Source organism: Roseicyclus sp., assembly GCF_052168335.1.
Lineage (GTDB): Bacteria > Pseudomonadota > Alphaproteobacteria > Rhodobacterales > Rhodobacteraceae > Roseibacterium.
Window position 1 is genome coordinate 1 of record NZ_JBQLZP010000364.1, and the last position, 13,974, is coordinate 13,974.

The 13,974-nt window shown below is 71.7% G+C and carries 15 protein-coding genes and 1 tRNA gene; 8 read left to right on the top strand and 8 right to left on the bottom strand.

Annotated elements, in window-relative coordinates; genetic code table 11:
* The 5 genes from ACTS11_RS11155 to ACTS11_RS11175 all read right to left on the bottom strand — a co-directional run.
* Window positions 1-269, bottom strand: a 269-nt coding sequence (locus ACTS11_RS11155) for a hypothetical protein (RefSeq protein ID WP_442640387.1), incomplete at its 3' end; no start/stop codon positions are given.
* 123 nt (window positions 270-392) lie between these two features.
* Complete coding sequence (locus ACTS11_RS11160) at window positions 393-845, bottom strand: DUF2934 domain-containing protein (RefSeq protein WP_442640388.1); 453 nt, start codon at window positions 843-845, stop codon at window positions 393-395.
* Window positions 797-3,049 (bottom strand): molybdopterin-dependent oxidoreductase, encoded by a 2,253-nt coding sequence (locus ACTS11_RS11165; protein WP_442640389.1) that lies wholly within the window; start codon window positions 3,047-3,049, stop codon window positions 797-799. Before ACTS11_RS11165 ends, ACTS11_RS11160 begins: the two co-directional genes overlap by 49 nt.
* Before the next feature lie 90 nt (window positions 3,050-3,139).
* Window positions 3,140-3,490: a response regulator gene (locus ACTS11_RS11170; RefSeq protein ID WP_442640390.1), complete on the bottom strand. Its 351-nt coding sequence runs from the start codon at window positions 3,488-3,490 to the stop codon at window positions 3,140-3,142.
* A 14-nt stretch (window positions 3,491-3,504) separates the two neighbouring features.
* Window positions 3,505-5,391, bottom strand: coding sequence for a PAS domain-containing protein (locus ACTS11_RS11175; RefSeq protein ID WP_442640391.1), 1,887 nt, complete (start codon window positions 5,389-5,391; stop codon window positions 3,505-3,507).
* Between the two features lie 157 nt (window positions 5,392-5,548).
* Between ACTS11_RS11175 and ACTS11_RS11180 the strand changes: the two genes are divergently transcribed.
* The 3 genes from ACTS11_RS11180 to ACTS11_RS11190 all read left to right on the top strand — a co-directional run bounded on the left by ACTS11_RS11180 (window position 5,549) and on the right by ACTS11_RS11190 (window position 8,586).
* The gene (locus ACTS11_RS11180) at window positions 5,549-7,864 is read left to right on the top strand and encodes a mechanosensitive ion channel domain-containing protein (RefSeq protein ID WP_442640392.1); all 2,316 of its coding nucleotides are present in this window, start codon (window positions 5,549-5,551) and stop codon (window positions 7,862-7,864) included.
* Window positions 7,865-7,875: 11 nt separating this feature from the next.
* Window positions 7,876-8,457, top strand: a complete 582-nt coding sequence (locus ACTS11_RS11185) for a histidine phosphatase family protein (RefSeq protein WP_442640393.1) — start codon at window positions 7,876-7,878, stop codon at window positions 8,455-8,457.
* A gap of 53 nt (window positions 8,458-8,510) precedes the next feature.
* Window positions 8,511-8,586 (top strand) — tRNA-Val (locus tag ACTS11_RS11190).
* Between the two features lie 10 nt (window positions 8,587-8,596).
* Here ACTS11_RS11190 and ACTS11_RS11195 read toward each other — a convergent pair.
* Window positions 8,597-8,962: a YbaY family lipoprotein gene (locus ACTS11_RS11195; RefSeq protein WP_442640394.1), complete on the bottom strand. Its 366-nt coding sequence runs from the start codon at window positions 8,960-8,962 to the stop codon at window positions 8,597-8,599.
* 208 nt (window positions 8,963-9,170) lie between these two features.
* Here ACTS11_RS11195 and ACTS11_RS11200 point away from each other — a divergent pair, with 208 nt between their 5' ends.
* The 4 genes from ACTS11_RS11200 to ACTS11_RS11215 all read left to right on the top strand — a co-directional run bounded on the left by ACTS11_RS11200 (window position 9,171) and on the right by ACTS11_RS11215 (window position 10,636).
* On the top strand, window positions 9,171-9,542 hold the full coding sequence (locus tag ACTS11_RS11200; protein ID WP_442640395.1) for a hypothetical protein: 372 nt from the start codon (window positions 9,171-9,173) through the stop codon (window positions 9,540-9,542).
* A 25-nt stretch (window positions 9,543-9,567) separates the two neighbouring features.
* Complete coding sequence (locus ACTS11_RS11205; protein WP_442640396.1) at window positions 9,568-9,867, top strand: hypothetical protein; 300 nt, start codon at window positions 9,568-9,570, stop codon at window positions 9,865-9,867.
* A gap of 53 nt (window positions 9,868-9,920) precedes the next feature.
* Complete coding sequence (locus ACTS11_RS11210) at window positions 9,921-10,385, top strand: hypothetical protein (RefSeq protein WP_442640397.1); 465 nt, start codon at window positions 9,921-9,923, stop codon at window positions 10,383-10,385.
* 71 nt (window positions 10,386-10,456) lie between these two features.
* Window positions 10,457-10,636, top strand: coding sequence for a hypothetical protein (locus ACTS11_RS11215; RefSeq protein ID WP_442640398.1), 180 nt, complete (start codon window positions 10,457-10,459; stop codon window positions 10,634-10,636).
* Window positions 10,637-10,651: 15 nt separating this feature from the next.
* On the opposite strand, the gene ACTS11_RS11220 is transcribed toward ACTS11_RS11215, so the two are convergent.
* Both ACTS11_RS11220 and ACTS11_RS11225 read right to left on the bottom strand, forming a co-directional pair.
* The gene (locus tag ACTS11_RS11220) at window positions 10,652-11,188 is read right to left on the bottom strand and encodes a winged helix-turn-helix transcriptional regulator (RefSeq protein WP_442640399.1); all 537 of its coding nucleotides are present in this window, start codon (window positions 11,186-11,188) and stop codon (window positions 10,652-10,654) included.
* 162 nt (window positions 11,189-11,350) lie between these two features.
* Complete coding sequence (locus ACTS11_RS11225; RefSeq protein WP_442640400.1) at window positions 11,351-12,019, bottom strand: TetR/AcrR family transcriptional regulator; 669 nt, start codon at window positions 12,017-12,019, stop codon at window positions 11,351-11,353.
* Window positions 12,020-12,231: 212 nt separating this feature from the next.
* Here ACTS11_RS11225 and ACTS11_RS11230 point away from each other — a divergent pair, with 212 nt between their 5' ends.
* Window positions 12,232-13,890: an amidase gene (locus tag ACTS11_RS11230; RefSeq protein ID WP_442640401.1), complete on the top strand. Its 1,659-nt coding sequence runs from the start codon at window positions 12,232-12,234 to the stop codon at window positions 13,888-13,890.
* Window positions 13,891-13,974: the final 84 nt, after the last annotated feature.

Consider the following 13,974-nt stretch of genomic DNA (forward strand, 5'->3'; position numbering starts at 1 on the left):
TCCGGAAGTCCCACGCTGTGCCAGTCGGAGCCGTCATCCCGGTCCGGCCGGTCGGCGGGACGCGACGTGCCGCTCAGCGCCGCAGCCAGCGCGCGGCGGGACGCGGCGAGGAGGCGTTCGTCCGCCAGGCCGGGGCGGACCCGGACGACGAGGCTGCCGGAGACGGCGCGCGGAGCGACCGCGAGAACGCCCGGCTCGGCGGCGAGCCATGCCGCGACACGCTCCATCCGCATTGCATCCCCGCGCAGGCAGCGCAGCCGCAGCCGCACGCGACCGCCATCCGACCGATGGGCGATCCGAACCGCGCCTGTCGGCGGATGCGCGTGTCTTGTGACCATCTCCTCCACGTCCGGCAGGCTAGGGGCCCCGTCGCGCGCCGACCTTGACGCGCATCAATCCCGCTTGCGCGGCCTCGCCGGAGCCTCGGCGGTTGCGGCCTTCCGCTTGCGGGCACTGCGTTGCCTCGCTGCGGGCTTCGGTGCGGATGCGGCTTCCGCCCCAGCCCCAGACCCCGGCCCAGACCCCGGCCCGGCACCCTCGAGGGCGGCGCGGGCGCGGTGCCAGTGCGCTTCGTGGAGGCCCGTCGGCTGCCTTTCCGTGAACCAGATGAAATATGCCGCGAGTGCGACCTGATCCTCGGTAACGACCCTTTCCGCCATGACGGTCCTCCTCGTCATCCAGACGCCTGGCCCCTGACGATCATGCCGCGTGCGGGCCCCTGGCGGCATCCGCGCGGCGCGTGGCGTGTTCACGTCGGCGAAATGCGGGCCGCCGCCACATGCCGCGCTTCGGCGCCTCAGGCCTCGAGCCGGGCGACCTCGACGAGCGCGGTGTGGGCGCTGCATCCCTGGCCGAGGCGCGAGGTGCCGACGTCCATCGTCAGCACGTTGGGGTTGCCGTCGGGGTCGATGTTGCCGCCGGGATCGCCGTACCAGGCCCCCGTAGGCAGCGCGACGACGCCCGGAAGGATGTCCTCCGACACCAGCGCCCGCGCCCGGCAGGCGCCGCGCGCGTTGAAGACGCGGAGGAGGTCGCCCGTCGCGATGCCGCGCCCCCCTGCGTCCTCGGGATGGATCACCAGCGTCGTGGGCCGCGCGCCGGGGATGTCGGCGAGCGCGCTCTCGAGCTGGCTGTGGAGCTTGTCGCCCGGCTGCGGCGAGACGAGGTGGAGCGGCGCGCGTGCCCCCGCCGCGCCCAGCCACTCCGACGGCGGAAGCCAGACCGGGTGGCCGGGGCAGTCGTCGTAGCCGAAGCCCGCGATGGTGTCCGAGAAGACCTCGATCCGCCCCGAGGGCGCGCCGAGGGGGGCGCCCTCCGGGTCCTCGCGGAACGGCGCGAAGAGAGTGCGGTTCGGTCCTTCCGTCCGGATCGGCAGGCGCACCCAGTTCCGCGCCCTCAGCGTGTCGAGGTCGGGCACCTCCACCCCCTCGGCGGCGGCTAGGCTGCGGTACTCCTCGTAGAGCGCGTCGATCCACTGCGCCGCGCTCCGCCCGCCGGTGAAGGTTTCGCCCGCGCCGAGACGCTCGGCGAGGCCTGCGAAGATCTCGTAGTCGTCGCGCGCCTCGCCCACGGGCGGGATGAGGGCCGGCATGTGGAAGAGGTAGTCGTCGAGGTTCGTGCGCCCGATATCCTCGCGCTCGTAGGGCGTGGTCGCCGGAAACACGATGTCGGCGCGCTTGGCGGTGGCGGTCCACCACGGCTCGTTCACGATGATCGTCTCGGGGACCTGCCATGCCGCGTGGAGCGCGTTGAGATCCTGGTGATGGTGGTAGGGATTGCCGCCCGCCCAGTAGATCAGGCGGATGTCGGGGTAGGGCTCGCGCCGCCCGTTGAAGTCGTAGGGCCGCCCCGGATGGCGCAGCATGTCGCCGATGCGGGCAACGGGGATCACCGTCTTCACCGGGTTCTCGAGCTGCGGGAAGGTCATGCCGCGCAGGCCGAGGAGCGACTTGCCCACCCCTCCGATCGCGCCGTAGCCGTAGCCGACGCCGCCGCCGGGCAGGCCGATCTGGCCCAGCATCGCGGCGAGGACGGCCGACATCCAGTAGGGCTGCTCGCCGTGCTCGGCCCGCTGGAGCGACCAGGCCACCGTGATCAGCGTGCGGGTCGCGGCCATGCGCCGGGCGAGGTCGCGCACCGCGCCGGGCGCGATGCCGGTGAGCGGCGCGGCCCATTCGGGGCTTTTCGGCGTACCGTCGCTCTCGCCCATCAGGTAGGGGCGGAAGCGCTCGAACCCGGTCGTGCAGCGCGAAAGGAAGTCGCGGTCGGTCAGCCCCTCGGTCTCGAGGACATGGGCCAGCGCCAGCATCAGAGCGGTGTCCGAGCCGGGGCGCACCGGCAGCCACTCGGCCACGGGCGGCGCATCCGTCCGCTGCGGCGCGATGTTGACCATCCGCATCCCCCGGGCGGCGAAACGGTCGAACCAGCCCGCCGTCTCGTGCTCGGTGATGCCGCCCATGCTGACCTGGGAGTTCTTGGGGTTGATCCCCCCGAACATCACCAGCGTCTCGGTGTGCTCGTGGATCGTCTGCCAGCCGTCCTGGTGCTCGTAGAGGAGCGTGAGGAAGTTCACCCCGAAGACATGCGGCATGATCGACTGCGCGCAGCCGGTGGAATAGCTCCCGAAGGAGGCAACGTAGCCGCCGATGGAGTTGAGGAAGCGGTGGACCTGGCTCTGGGCGTGGTGGAACCGGCCCGCCGAGCCCCAGCCGTAGGAGCCGCCGAAGATCGCGCCGTTGCCGTGTTCGCGCCGGACGCGGTCGATCTCCTCCGCCGCGATGTCGAGCGCCTCGTCCCAGGGAAGCGCGACGAAATCCTCGGACCCGCGCCCCTCGCGGCGGCGTGCCTCGAGCCAGCCGCGCCGGAAGGCGGGCCGCGCCACGCGGCTGCGGTGGTGGACGGCGGCGGGCAGGATCTCGGGGATGCGCGGCGGGTCGGGATCGGCGGCGAAGGGGCGGGTGGCGACGATGCGGTCGCCCTCCACGTCCACCTCGAACGCGCCCCAGTGGCTCGATGTCACCCGCGTCGTCACCTCGCGACCGTCGGTCATGTCCCGGTCCTGCTCCTGTCCCTTCCGTCCGGCCGAAGCCGCTCCTGCATCCGACCCTATCGCATCTGGCGCGCCGGGGAAAAGCGGCGCTCAGGGCCCCGGGCTGGCCGCGGCGTCGATGGCCGCGCGGAGCGCGGGCAGGTGGACCGGCTTCTGCAGCACCACGAAGTCGCGGTAGCCCTGCGGCAGCGACCCCTGGCGATAGCCGGTGAGGAAGACGAAGGGGATCGCGCGTTCCGCCAGCGCGTCGGCGAGGGTCTCGGAGGTCTGGCCGCCGAGGTTGAAGTCGAGCACCGCGAAGTCGACGCTGGCGAAGCGGCAGGCGGGCAGGGCGGTCGCCGAGGTCATGAAGGGTCCGACGACCTGGTGGCCGAGGTCCTCAAGCATGTCGGCCAGGTCGAGCGCGACCAGCGCCTCATCCTCCACCACCAGCACGTTCAAGCCACAAACTCCCGTCAGGCTTCGTGAATCTCCTCGCGCGGCAGCACGATCCGCACGGCCAGCCCCTCGTCCCGGAAATCGACCGAGACCTCGGCGCCGAGCTGCATCACGAGCACCTGCTTCAGCACGCGCGAGCCGAAGCCCGTGCTTGCCGGGGCCCTCACCCCGCCGAGCCCGCTCTCCTGCCACAGCAGGTCGAGCGCGCCGTCCCCGGTCAAGCTCCAGCGGACGGAGAGGGTTCCCTCCGCGCCCGAGAAAGCACCGTATTTCGCGGCGTTGGTGGCCAGTTCGTGGATTGCCAGCGCGAGGAGCTGGACCGAGCGGACGGGCAGCTTCAGCTCGGGCCCCTCCAGCGTCCAGCGGGTCCGCCGCGCGCCCCGGTAGGGGGCGAGTTCGGCCTCGAGCAGGCGGCCGAGCGACATGTCCTGCCACTGGTTCTCGGCGATCATCTGGTGCGCGCTCGACAGCGCCCGGAGCCGCCCCTCGAAGCCCTCGCGGAACGTCTCCACGTCGGTCGCCGAGCGCGAGGCCTGCCGCGCGATCGTCAGCACCAGCGAGAAGACGTTCTTCACCCGGTGGTCGAGTTCCGCCGAGACAAGGGCCAGCGTCTCCTCGCGGCGCTTGCGCTCGGTGATGTCGAGGTTGAGGCCCACGTAGCCGAAGAGCGCGCCCTCGTCGTCGAAGACCGGCCGCGCGATGGCGAGGATGTCGTAGCTGCCGCCGTCGCCGCCCGAGAAGCGGTGTTCGCGTTCCCAGTGCCCGCGCCGGGCGACGCAGTCCTCCCAGGCGGCGCGCGTCCTCTCGGCCTCCTCGGGGAGGAGCTTGGAGAGCCAGCCGAAATCGGCGGCCTCCTCGAAGGTCATGCCGACGAGGTCGAGGAAGGAGTCGCTGACGTAGGTCAGGCGGCCGCCGGGATCGCAGGTCCAGATACCGTAGGGAATCGAGTCGGCTATGGCGCGGTATTGCTGGTTGCGTTCCAGGATCTCGCGCTGGCGGCGCTTCTGGTCGGTGATGTCGACGACGGCGCCGTAGTAGCCGTCGATCCCGCCGCCGGGGCTGCGGCGGGGCGCAAAGGTGGCGAGCACGTCGCGCTCGCCCCCGGACCCGATGACGACGCGGTTCTCGAAGCTGACGACGCGGCCCTCGAACACGCGGCGCGTCTGCGCCTGCGCCCGCCGCCAGGCCTCGGGGCCGATGACCTCGGACACCTTCCGCCCGACGAGGCGGCCGGGTGCTTCGCCGAACTGGCGGTAGGCGCGGTTGACGAACTCGTAGCGCCCCTCGCGGTCGACGACGGAGAAGAGGATCGGCATGGCGTCCGCGAAGGAGCGCAGCGCCTGGCGCTCGCGCTCGGCCTCCTCGACGCTGCGCAGGTTGCGGATGAACAGCCAGAGGATGTTGGCCACCGACCGGATGAAGTCGATGTCCGAGTCGTCGAAGCCGCAGCGGCCGAGCTCGCTCTCGTGGACGCCGAGGACGCCCCAGGGGTTGGTGACGGGCCCGACGATCACGCTCGCGCCGCAGACGATGCCGTGCTCGGACAGGAGGCGGGGCGGCAGGAAGCGGCGCTCCTCCGCGAAGTCGTGCACGACGACCGTGTCCTCCTGGAGGAGGGTGAAGCCCGCCTGCGAGCCCTCGTCGGAGGGCACCCGCGCCGTGCCGACGATCCCGGGATGCCAGCCGACGCCCGCGCGCACCGTCATCTCCGAGCGGTCGGGCGTCAGCTCCAGCAGCTTCACGTAGCGGGCGTTCAGCCCTTCCGCGAGATCGACGACCGCCCTGTCGAGCAGCGCGTCGAGCGGGCAGCCGGCGAGCGCCAGCTTGCCGAGATCCGCCACCAGCCGGTGCTGGACCTCGCGTTGCGGGGCCGGCAGCGCGCCCCGTCCGTCCTGGTCCTTCATGCCGTCATCGCGCTCCTTCGTCGTCCCTACATAGAGAAGCCGGGCTTGGAAAAGAAGCCCGCCCGCCGGAACGGACGCGACGGCATGGGCGGGTCCGGGCGCGACGGGCGGTCCGCGGGGGTGGTCAATCCGGGGTCGCGGACCTAGACTTGTCCACATGCTGAAGAAGATATCCCTGCCGACCGCCCTGGCGGTGCGGGTCGTGCTTTCCCTGGCCCTCTGCACCGCGCTCTCGCTTCCCCTCGCCGCGCAGGAGGCGCCCGCCGCCGATCCGCCGACCGCCGAGACGACGCCCCCCGAGACCACGGCGGCCGAGGCGCGCGCGGCGCTGGCCGAGATCCTCCGCGACGAGGCCAGCCGCGAGGCGCTGATCGCCGAGCTGGAGCGCGCCGCGACCGAGGCCGAGCCGGTGCCCGAGGCGGCGCCCCTCTCGGTCACGCGGCAGATCGCGACCGTGACACAAGGCGCGGTGCAGGGTCTGATGGAGGGTGCGGTCGCGTTCTGGACGGCGCTCGCGCGCGCGCCGGATGCGCTCGACGACTTCGGCGCGCGCGAGGCGGGGATCCTGTTCGACGCGCTGCGCGACCTTCTCCTCGTCATCGGCTCGACGGTCGTGGCCTTCCTCGTGCTGCGCGCGCTCGCGCGGATCGTCTACGCCAGCATGGGCCGCCGTGCGAGGGCAGGCGGCGCGCTCCGCCGCTGGCTCATCGTGCTGGCTTCGGGTCTCGTGGACGCGGGCGTCGTGATCCTGGCCTGGGCCATCGGCTACGGGCTTGCGGCGACCGTGATCGGCCAGTTCGGCGAGATCGCGATCCGCCAGTCGCTATATCTCAACGCCTTCCTCGCGGTGGAGATGGTCAAGGTCGTCGTGCGCCTCGTCGTCTCGCCCGCCGCGGGCGAGCTTCGGCCGCTGCCGATCTCGGACCGGGGCGCGCGGCGGCTCTACCGGCCGCTCAACCTCGCCATCAGCCTCATCGGCTACGGCCTCCTCCTCGTCGTGCCGATCGTGACGGCGAACGCCTCCGCCGCCGCGGGCAGCACCGTGGCCTCTATCGTCGTGATCCTCGCGGCCCTGACGCTCGGCGTGGCCGCCGTCCTGCGCCGCCGCGCGGTGGCCGAATGGCTGCTCGCGCAGGGGCGCACGCCCGAGCCCGCTCCCGCGGCCGCGGGGGACGGCGACATCGTGGTCGAGGACATCCCCGGAGAGGGTCCGCGCATGGCCCGGCAGCCGAAGCGCGAGGGGGTCTACGCCGCGCTGGCGCGGCGCTGGCACATCCTCGTGCTCCTCTGGCTCGGCTTCATCCTCGTCGTCACGCTGACCCGGCCGGTGGCGCGCGTGGTCGACGCGCTCGAGGCCTCCGGCCTCCTCGGCCTCGCCATCGGGGCGGCGGTCCTCGCTTCGGGGATGCTCAGCCGCGCCATCGGGCGGCGCGTGCGGCTGCCCGCGCACATCGCCGAGCGCCTGCCGCGGCTCGAGGAGCGGCTGAACGGCTTCGTGCCGCAGATCCTCACGGGGCTGCGCATCGCGATCCTCGTGGCCCTCGCCCTCTTCGCGGTGGACGTGGTCGGCCTCTTCGACGTGGGCGGGTGGCTGACGACGCCGGCGGGCCTCGCGCTCATCGGCACCGTCGTCTCCGTCGCGGCGATCCTCGTCTTCGCCTTCGCGGCCTGGCTCGCGCTGACCTCCTGGGTGGAATACCGCCTCAACCCCGATTTCGGCGCGGTGCCGACCGCGCGGGAGCAGACGCTGCTGACGCTGCTGCGGAACGCGCTGACGATCGTGCTCCTCGTCATCACGTTGATGTTCGCGCTGTCGGAGATCGGCCTCGACATCGGCCCGCTCCTCGCCTCGGCCGGCGTCCTCGGCCTCGCCATCGGCTTCGGGGCGCAGAAGATGGTGCAGGACGTCATCACCGGCGTCTTCATCCAGCTCGAGAACGCCATGAACGTGGGCGACGTGGTGACGGCGGGCGCCGTGACGGGCGTGGTCGAGAAGCTGACGATCCGCTCGGTGGGCCTGCGCGATGTCCAGGGCGTCTACCACCTCGTCCCCTTCTCCTCGGTCGACACGGTCTCGAACTTCACGCGCGACTACTCGAACTACGTGGTCGACATGGGCGTGGCCTACCGCGAGGACGTGGACGAGGCGAAACAGGCCATGTTCGACGCCTACGACGCGCTCCGCGCCGACCCCGAGCAGGCGCCGAACCTCCTGGGCGATCTCGAGTGGTTCGGGCTCGACCAGTTCGCCGACAGCGCGGTGGTGCTCAGGGCGCGCATCCGGACGCTGCCGGGCAAGCAATGGGGGGTTGGGCGCGCCTACAACGCGCATCTGAAGCGCATCTTCGACGCGCGCGGGATCGAGATCCCGTTCCCGCACACGACGCTCGTCTTCGGCGAGGACAAGACGGGGCGGACGCAGCCGCTCCGCGTAACGCAGGCCGACCTTGCGGAGGCAGGGGGGCAGGGCTAGTCCTCGGGCTCATGCCGCCCGCGCTGCCGCCCCTCTTCGTCCTCCGCCACGGCGAGACCGTCTGGAACCGCGAGGGGCGGCTCCAGGGACAGCTCGACTCCGCGCTGACGCCGCTCGGCCGCGCGCAGGCGGAGCGGCAGGGCGCGATCCTGGCGCGCGTCGTGCCGGAGGGCGCCGTCGCGATATCCAGCGACAGCGGGCGCGCGCGGGTCACGGCGGGGATCGCGCTGGCGGGCACGGGGATCGAGGCGCGGGCCGACCCGCGGCTGAGGGAGATCGCGCTGGGCGCCTGGCAGGGCCTGACCATCGCCGAGGTCGCGGCGGGCTGGCCGGACCTGACCGCGGGACGCACGCCCGAGGACTGGAAGTTCGACGCGCCGGGGGGAGAGGGGCTGGACGCGCTGGCCGCACGGGTGGGCGATGTCCTCGCCGGGCTGACGGGGCCGACAATCCTCGTCACCCATGGTGTCACTTCGCGCGTCCTGCGCTGCCTCGCGCTCGGGCGTCCGCTGTCGGAGCTCGGCGCGCTGCCCTGCGGTCAGGGCGTCGTCCACCTGATCGAGAACGGCGGTGCACGCCTGCTCGAAGCCTGACGGCTTCGGCCTTGCCAGCCGGGAGGGGCGCGGTCTATGACGCGCCCCGGCGCGGGTGGTTAGCTCAGTTGGTAGAGCGCCTCGTTTACACCGAGGATGTCGGGGGTTCGAGTCCCTCACCACCCACCAGATTCCGCGTTCAGTTGCCCGTCACCATCACCAGCGGGACCTCCACATGCGATGGGTCGCCGTCGCGCAGGACGCGGAGGATCGTGTCGGAGGTGAAGAGGAGCCGTCCGTCGTGCCGGATCGTGGCGCGGAGGGCGTAGATCGCGCGCGGATCGAGTGCGGCTGGATCGTAGTCGATGGCGAAGGCGACGGGCGGCTGCCCCGGCTCGGCGATCTCGGTCCGGGCGAGCACGGGTGCGGGCGCATCGGCGCGCGAGATGTCCCGGATCTCCGCCTCGAACACGCTGCCCGGCGGCAGCGCGATCCGCTCGCGCCAGGTGGCGGTGCCTCTGAGCGTCTCGGCGCCCGCGTCCGGCGCCCCCCGCGCCCAACGCAAGGACCAGCGCCGCAGGCACGATCCGCATCCCGCGCCGCGTGGCGTTTCCCGTCTCTCGCATCCGATCCCGCCCTCCGGTGTCGCCCGGCCCCCGGTATCGCCGATCCGGGGCAGGGGACGGATCGCCATGACCCGTTCCGGGTCATGGCGCCGCCATCGTCAGGGGGACTCGCCGTAGTCTCCGCCGCGAGGACAAGGGGAGAAGAGAATGTCTCGCAACGTTTTGGCGGTCGTCGGCACCGCAGCGCTCCTGCTCGCGGGGTGCGTGGAGGAGACCGGTTTCGGCGGTTCGGGCGGCAGCTTCGGCGGCGGCGGGTTCGGCGGCTCGGGCGGCAGCTTCGGCGGCGGCGGCAGCAGCGGGCTGAGCCTCGGGCGCGAGATCTGCCTCGACACCGCGCGCCAGCAGGGCCTCAACGTGGCCCGGGTCGACTCGGTCGAGGAATACGGCTTCGGGTCCGCCGGTCCGCGCGGCGTGCAGGTCCGCATGCAGGTCCGCCGCGACGCGATGACGGTCAGCACCGAGCCGCGCGTCTGCCGCTTCACCTATTCGAACGGCCTGGCCGACATCAGCCGCACCTGAACACGACACCGAAAGGACACGCATCATGAAGGGACGTCCGACGGCCCTCCTCCTGGCCGTTTCGCTCGCGCTCGGCGCGGCCTCGCCGACGCTTGCCGACAACCATCCGCGCGGCGGCGACGGCGCCGCGCTCGTCATCGGGGCCATCGTGGGCCTGGGTGTGGCGGCCGCCATCTCGAACGGACGGCAGCACGACTGGGAGAACAGCGACACCTACCGCGAGCCGTTCTCGCCCTCTGCGAACGTGGTCTGCCTTCCGCAGCCGCGCCGCTGCTACGACCACGGGCATTTCTCGTGGCGCTGGACCCAGAGGATCTTCGGCTGAGACAGGCCGACCGACGAACACAGGGAGAGAGCACATGAAGATGGCAACCCGACTTGGCGCTGGCCTGCGCGGCGAGCCTCGCCACGGCCGCGGCGGCACAGGACGGCACGCCCGTCGATCCCGCCGACGTCGATGTCGTGACCCGCATGAACGCGGCCGTGAACACCGTCGCGCTCGAGCGCATGGGCGACCTGGTCGAGCCCGGCGACATGCTGCGCCTGCTCGTCGTGGCGCAGCAGCAGGCGCTGACCGAGAGCTGCGAAGGCTACGAGATGGACTGGGAGCGCTACAGCGCCGTCATGGCCGACATCTTGGCGGAGCTGTTCGCGATGACGGAAGAGGGGCAGAACAACCTGCCGGTCGACGTCGTGCTCATGGCCTATTCGATGTCCCTCGGCGGACAGCTCGCCGTCGCCGCCTACGATCCCGAGGCCTATTGCGCGCGCGGCGAGGTGATCCGCGCCGAGCTCGCGGAGGACACGGAACGACGCCTGACGGTTCTGGCATCCCTCGACTGACCGTCGGCCGGCCCTGCGCCTCCCTGGAGGCGCGGGGTCGCGAGTTTCCCTCAACGCGACAGTAACGAGTCATGGCATTCGACCGCAAAACCGCCGTGTCCGAGGCGGACGTGCTCATCGCCGCCGTGCGGCTCGGCATCGCGTTCATGACGAAGTCGGCGCTGGTCGCCCTCGTCGCCGAGCGCCGTCAGACCGATCCCGCCGCGACGGAGGCCGCGCTGCGGGAGCTGGATCGGCGCTATCTCGGATGAGACGCCGTGCAAGCGTCAGATGACGCCCATCCGTTGCAGGGCGCGCACGACACCGGTGAAGCGGCGCGCGAAGTCGAGGGGAAGGTCGTGCTGCCCGAGACGGGCGAGCGTGCCGCCCGGCGTCGAGAGCCTGCCCCGCTGCGTCTCGACGATCAGCCCCCGCTCCATCAGCCGGGAGACGTGGCGCCGGACCGTCTCGAAGGGCAGGCCCAGCGTCTCGGCGAGGCGCCGCCGCGAGATGTGACCGGCGAGCGACCGGGGAAGGGGGCTGCGGTCGACATGGTCCGAGCCGGGCGCGGCCGTGCGGGCGAAACGCTGGGTCGTGGCCACGACGACGGCGAGAAAGACCTGCCGTTCCTCCGCGCGGAGGTCCAGCGTGCGCTGGAGGTCGAGTTCCATGTCCAGAAGCGCGTTCGCCATCTCGTAGGCCGCGAGGCGCTCCACCGCGAGGAAGGCCTGCGGGTCCACGCAGAGCTGCGTCGGCTGCGGGAGGACATGTCGGGGCGGGGGATGACTCGCGGGAATGGGCGCGCGCCGGGGGGCGGTGTTCATGCGATGTCCCTCGCCAACAAACCGTTGCGCCAACCGCGCGCGCTCGAGACAATTCCCCGAAAGATAATTACGGAAATGAGCGAACTCAGGTAACGGCCTTGCGTCCCTCCGCGCCAAGTTGCGAGGGGGTGACGTGGCGTTACCCGTGAGATGGCTGTGGCGTCAGCCCGTCCGTTCCGTCGCCAGCGCCTTGAAGCCCGCGCTGATGTAGGGAACCACGCTCTCCTTGTAGGACGCCCAGGAGAAGTCGGCGCCCGCGCCCTGGTGGAGGCCCTGGACGCGCGCGTCCTGCACGGTCGCGGCGTGCATGACGGCCATCAGGAAGTGGAAGCCCCGGATCGCCGCGCCATGCCCGAGGCCGGGGATCGCCCGCATGAAGGCCGCGATGTAAAGCTTTGCCACGTCGTCGAAACTCTCGCTCATGTAGAGCGACAGCGTGCCGTCCCAGACCGAGCGGCCGACGAAGGTGGCGAAGTGGCGCCACTGGCCCTCGGGGTCGTCGAGGCGGTTGTAGTAGGGCAGGATCAGCGCGCGGACGAGCGGCTCGACCTCGACGTTGTCGCGGCCGACCAGCTCTTCGTACTGTTCCAGCAGCGCGATGCGTTCCTGGTTCAGCTCGCCCGCGCGGCGCTGGATCGTCTCGCGGACCAGCGTCTCCTTCTTGCCGAAGTGATAGGCGATCTGGCCGACATTGGCGTTGGCCTCGGCCGCGATCTCCTTGAGCGTCACCGTCTGGTAGTTGCGCTGCGCGAAGAGGCGCTCCGCCGCGTCGAGCAGGCGGTCGGGCGTCTCGATGTTGTACGCGCGAACGCGTGCGGCCGTCTGGTTCATCGCAACCCTGATCCTTCGTACGCGGCACCGCCGGGGCACGGAAGCTGATTACACGCTGCCGCAAAACCCGGCAAATCCCCGATTCCCGTGACAGATAACGGACCTCCCGCAAAAATCGTAGTGGCAATACGAAATTTCCACGTCACAGCGTAGTTGACAAACGGTTTGTGGCGCAGAAAGCATGGTGTCGGGACGAACTACGGGGCGCAGGGATGGCCAAGGATTCCCTTACACTTGCCGACATCGAGGGCGCCGAACGCCTCGCGGGCGTGAGCTACACGGCCGAGGAGCGTCAGCTGATGCTCGACAATCTCGAGGGTCAGATCGCCTCGGCCCGGCTGCGGCGGGGGGTGCGCCTCGGCAATGACGAGCCGATGGCGACGCGCTTCGACCCGCGCCTGCCGAGCTTCGCGATGCCCGCGCCCGAGGGGCCGCTGCGTTTTTCCGGGGAGGACCCCGGGCCGCTGCCCGAGGCCGAGGAGGACATCGCCTACGCGCCGGTGACGAAGCTGTCGCAGTGGCTGCGGCGGGGGATGCTCAAGTCCCGCCGCCTGACCGAGATCTACCTCGCGCGGGTCGAGGCGCTGAATCCCGACCTCGAATGCTACGCGTGGGTCACGCCCGAGATCGCGCGGGCCGAGGCGGACGCTGCGGACGCGCTGCTTGGCGCCGGCGTCTGGCTCGGGCCGCTCCACGGAATTCCCTACGGGCTGAAGGACCTCTTCGACACGAAGGGCGTCGTCACCGGCTGGGGCGCCGAGCCGTTCCGCGAGCGGGTGCCGGACCGGGACGCCGTGATCGTCGAGCGTCTGCGCGCGGCGGGCGCGGTCCTCCTGGGCAAGACGACCGTGGGCGCGCTCGCCTACAACGACATCTGGTATGGCGGCGTCACGCGGAACCCCTGGAACCTCAACGAGGGGTCGAGCGGCTCCTCCGCCGGGTCGGCCTCGGCCACGGCGGCGGGGCTCTGCGCCTTCGCCATCGGGACGGAGACGCTCGGCTCGATCACCTCGCCCTCGCAGCGCTGCGGCACCACGGGCCTCCGGCCGACCTTCGGGCGGGTGCCGCGCACGGGGGGCATGGCGCTCTGCTGGACGCTCGACAAGGTCGGGCCGATCTGCCGCTCGGTCGAGGACACCGCCATCGTGCTCGCGGCGCTGAACGGGCCGGACATCGGCGATCCCTCGACCATCGCGGCGCCCTTCCATTTCGACGCGGGCGCGGCGTGGAAGCACCTCAGGGTCGGCTACCTGCCCGAAGCCTTCGGGGAAGGAGCGAGCGATGTGGACCATGCCGCGCTCAAGGCGCTGCGCGGCCTCGGCGTCGAGGTTCGCGAGGTGCGCCTGCCCGATCTGCCCTACGGCGCGCTCATCAACCTCCTCTATGCCGAGGCCGCCGCCGCCTTCGAGGAGCTGACGCTCGAGAACACCGACGACACGCTGACTTGGCAGGACGCGGGCGCCTGGCCCAACACCTTCCGCAAGGCGCGCTTCCTCTCGGCCGTCGACCACGTCCAGCTCGACCGGCTGCGGCTGCGCGTGATGAAGGCGCTCGACGGGCTCTTTTCCGAGATCGACGTGCTGGCAGGCCCGTTCATGACCGGGCCGATGCTGGTCGCGTCGAACTTCACCGGCCACCCGTGCCTGCACCTGCGCGCGGGCTTCCTCGACGTCGGCACGCGCGGAAAGGCGAGCCTCGGCGCGGGCAAGCTCAGCGTCGGCGAGGAGGACGCCTCGGGCCGCACCTTCACCGTGCCGCAGGGCTTCTCGCTCTGGGGACGGCTCTTCGAGGAGGGGCCGATCCTGAACCTCGGCATGGCCCTCGAGCAGGCGCTGGGCGTGGCGGACCGCCGCCCGACCTTCGCGCGCTGAACCCGCGCCGCGCCGGGCCGCCCCGGCGCCGCGCAATCCCATCGGGGCCACCGCGCCCCGGCCGCTGCAACCGCCGGCGCCGCG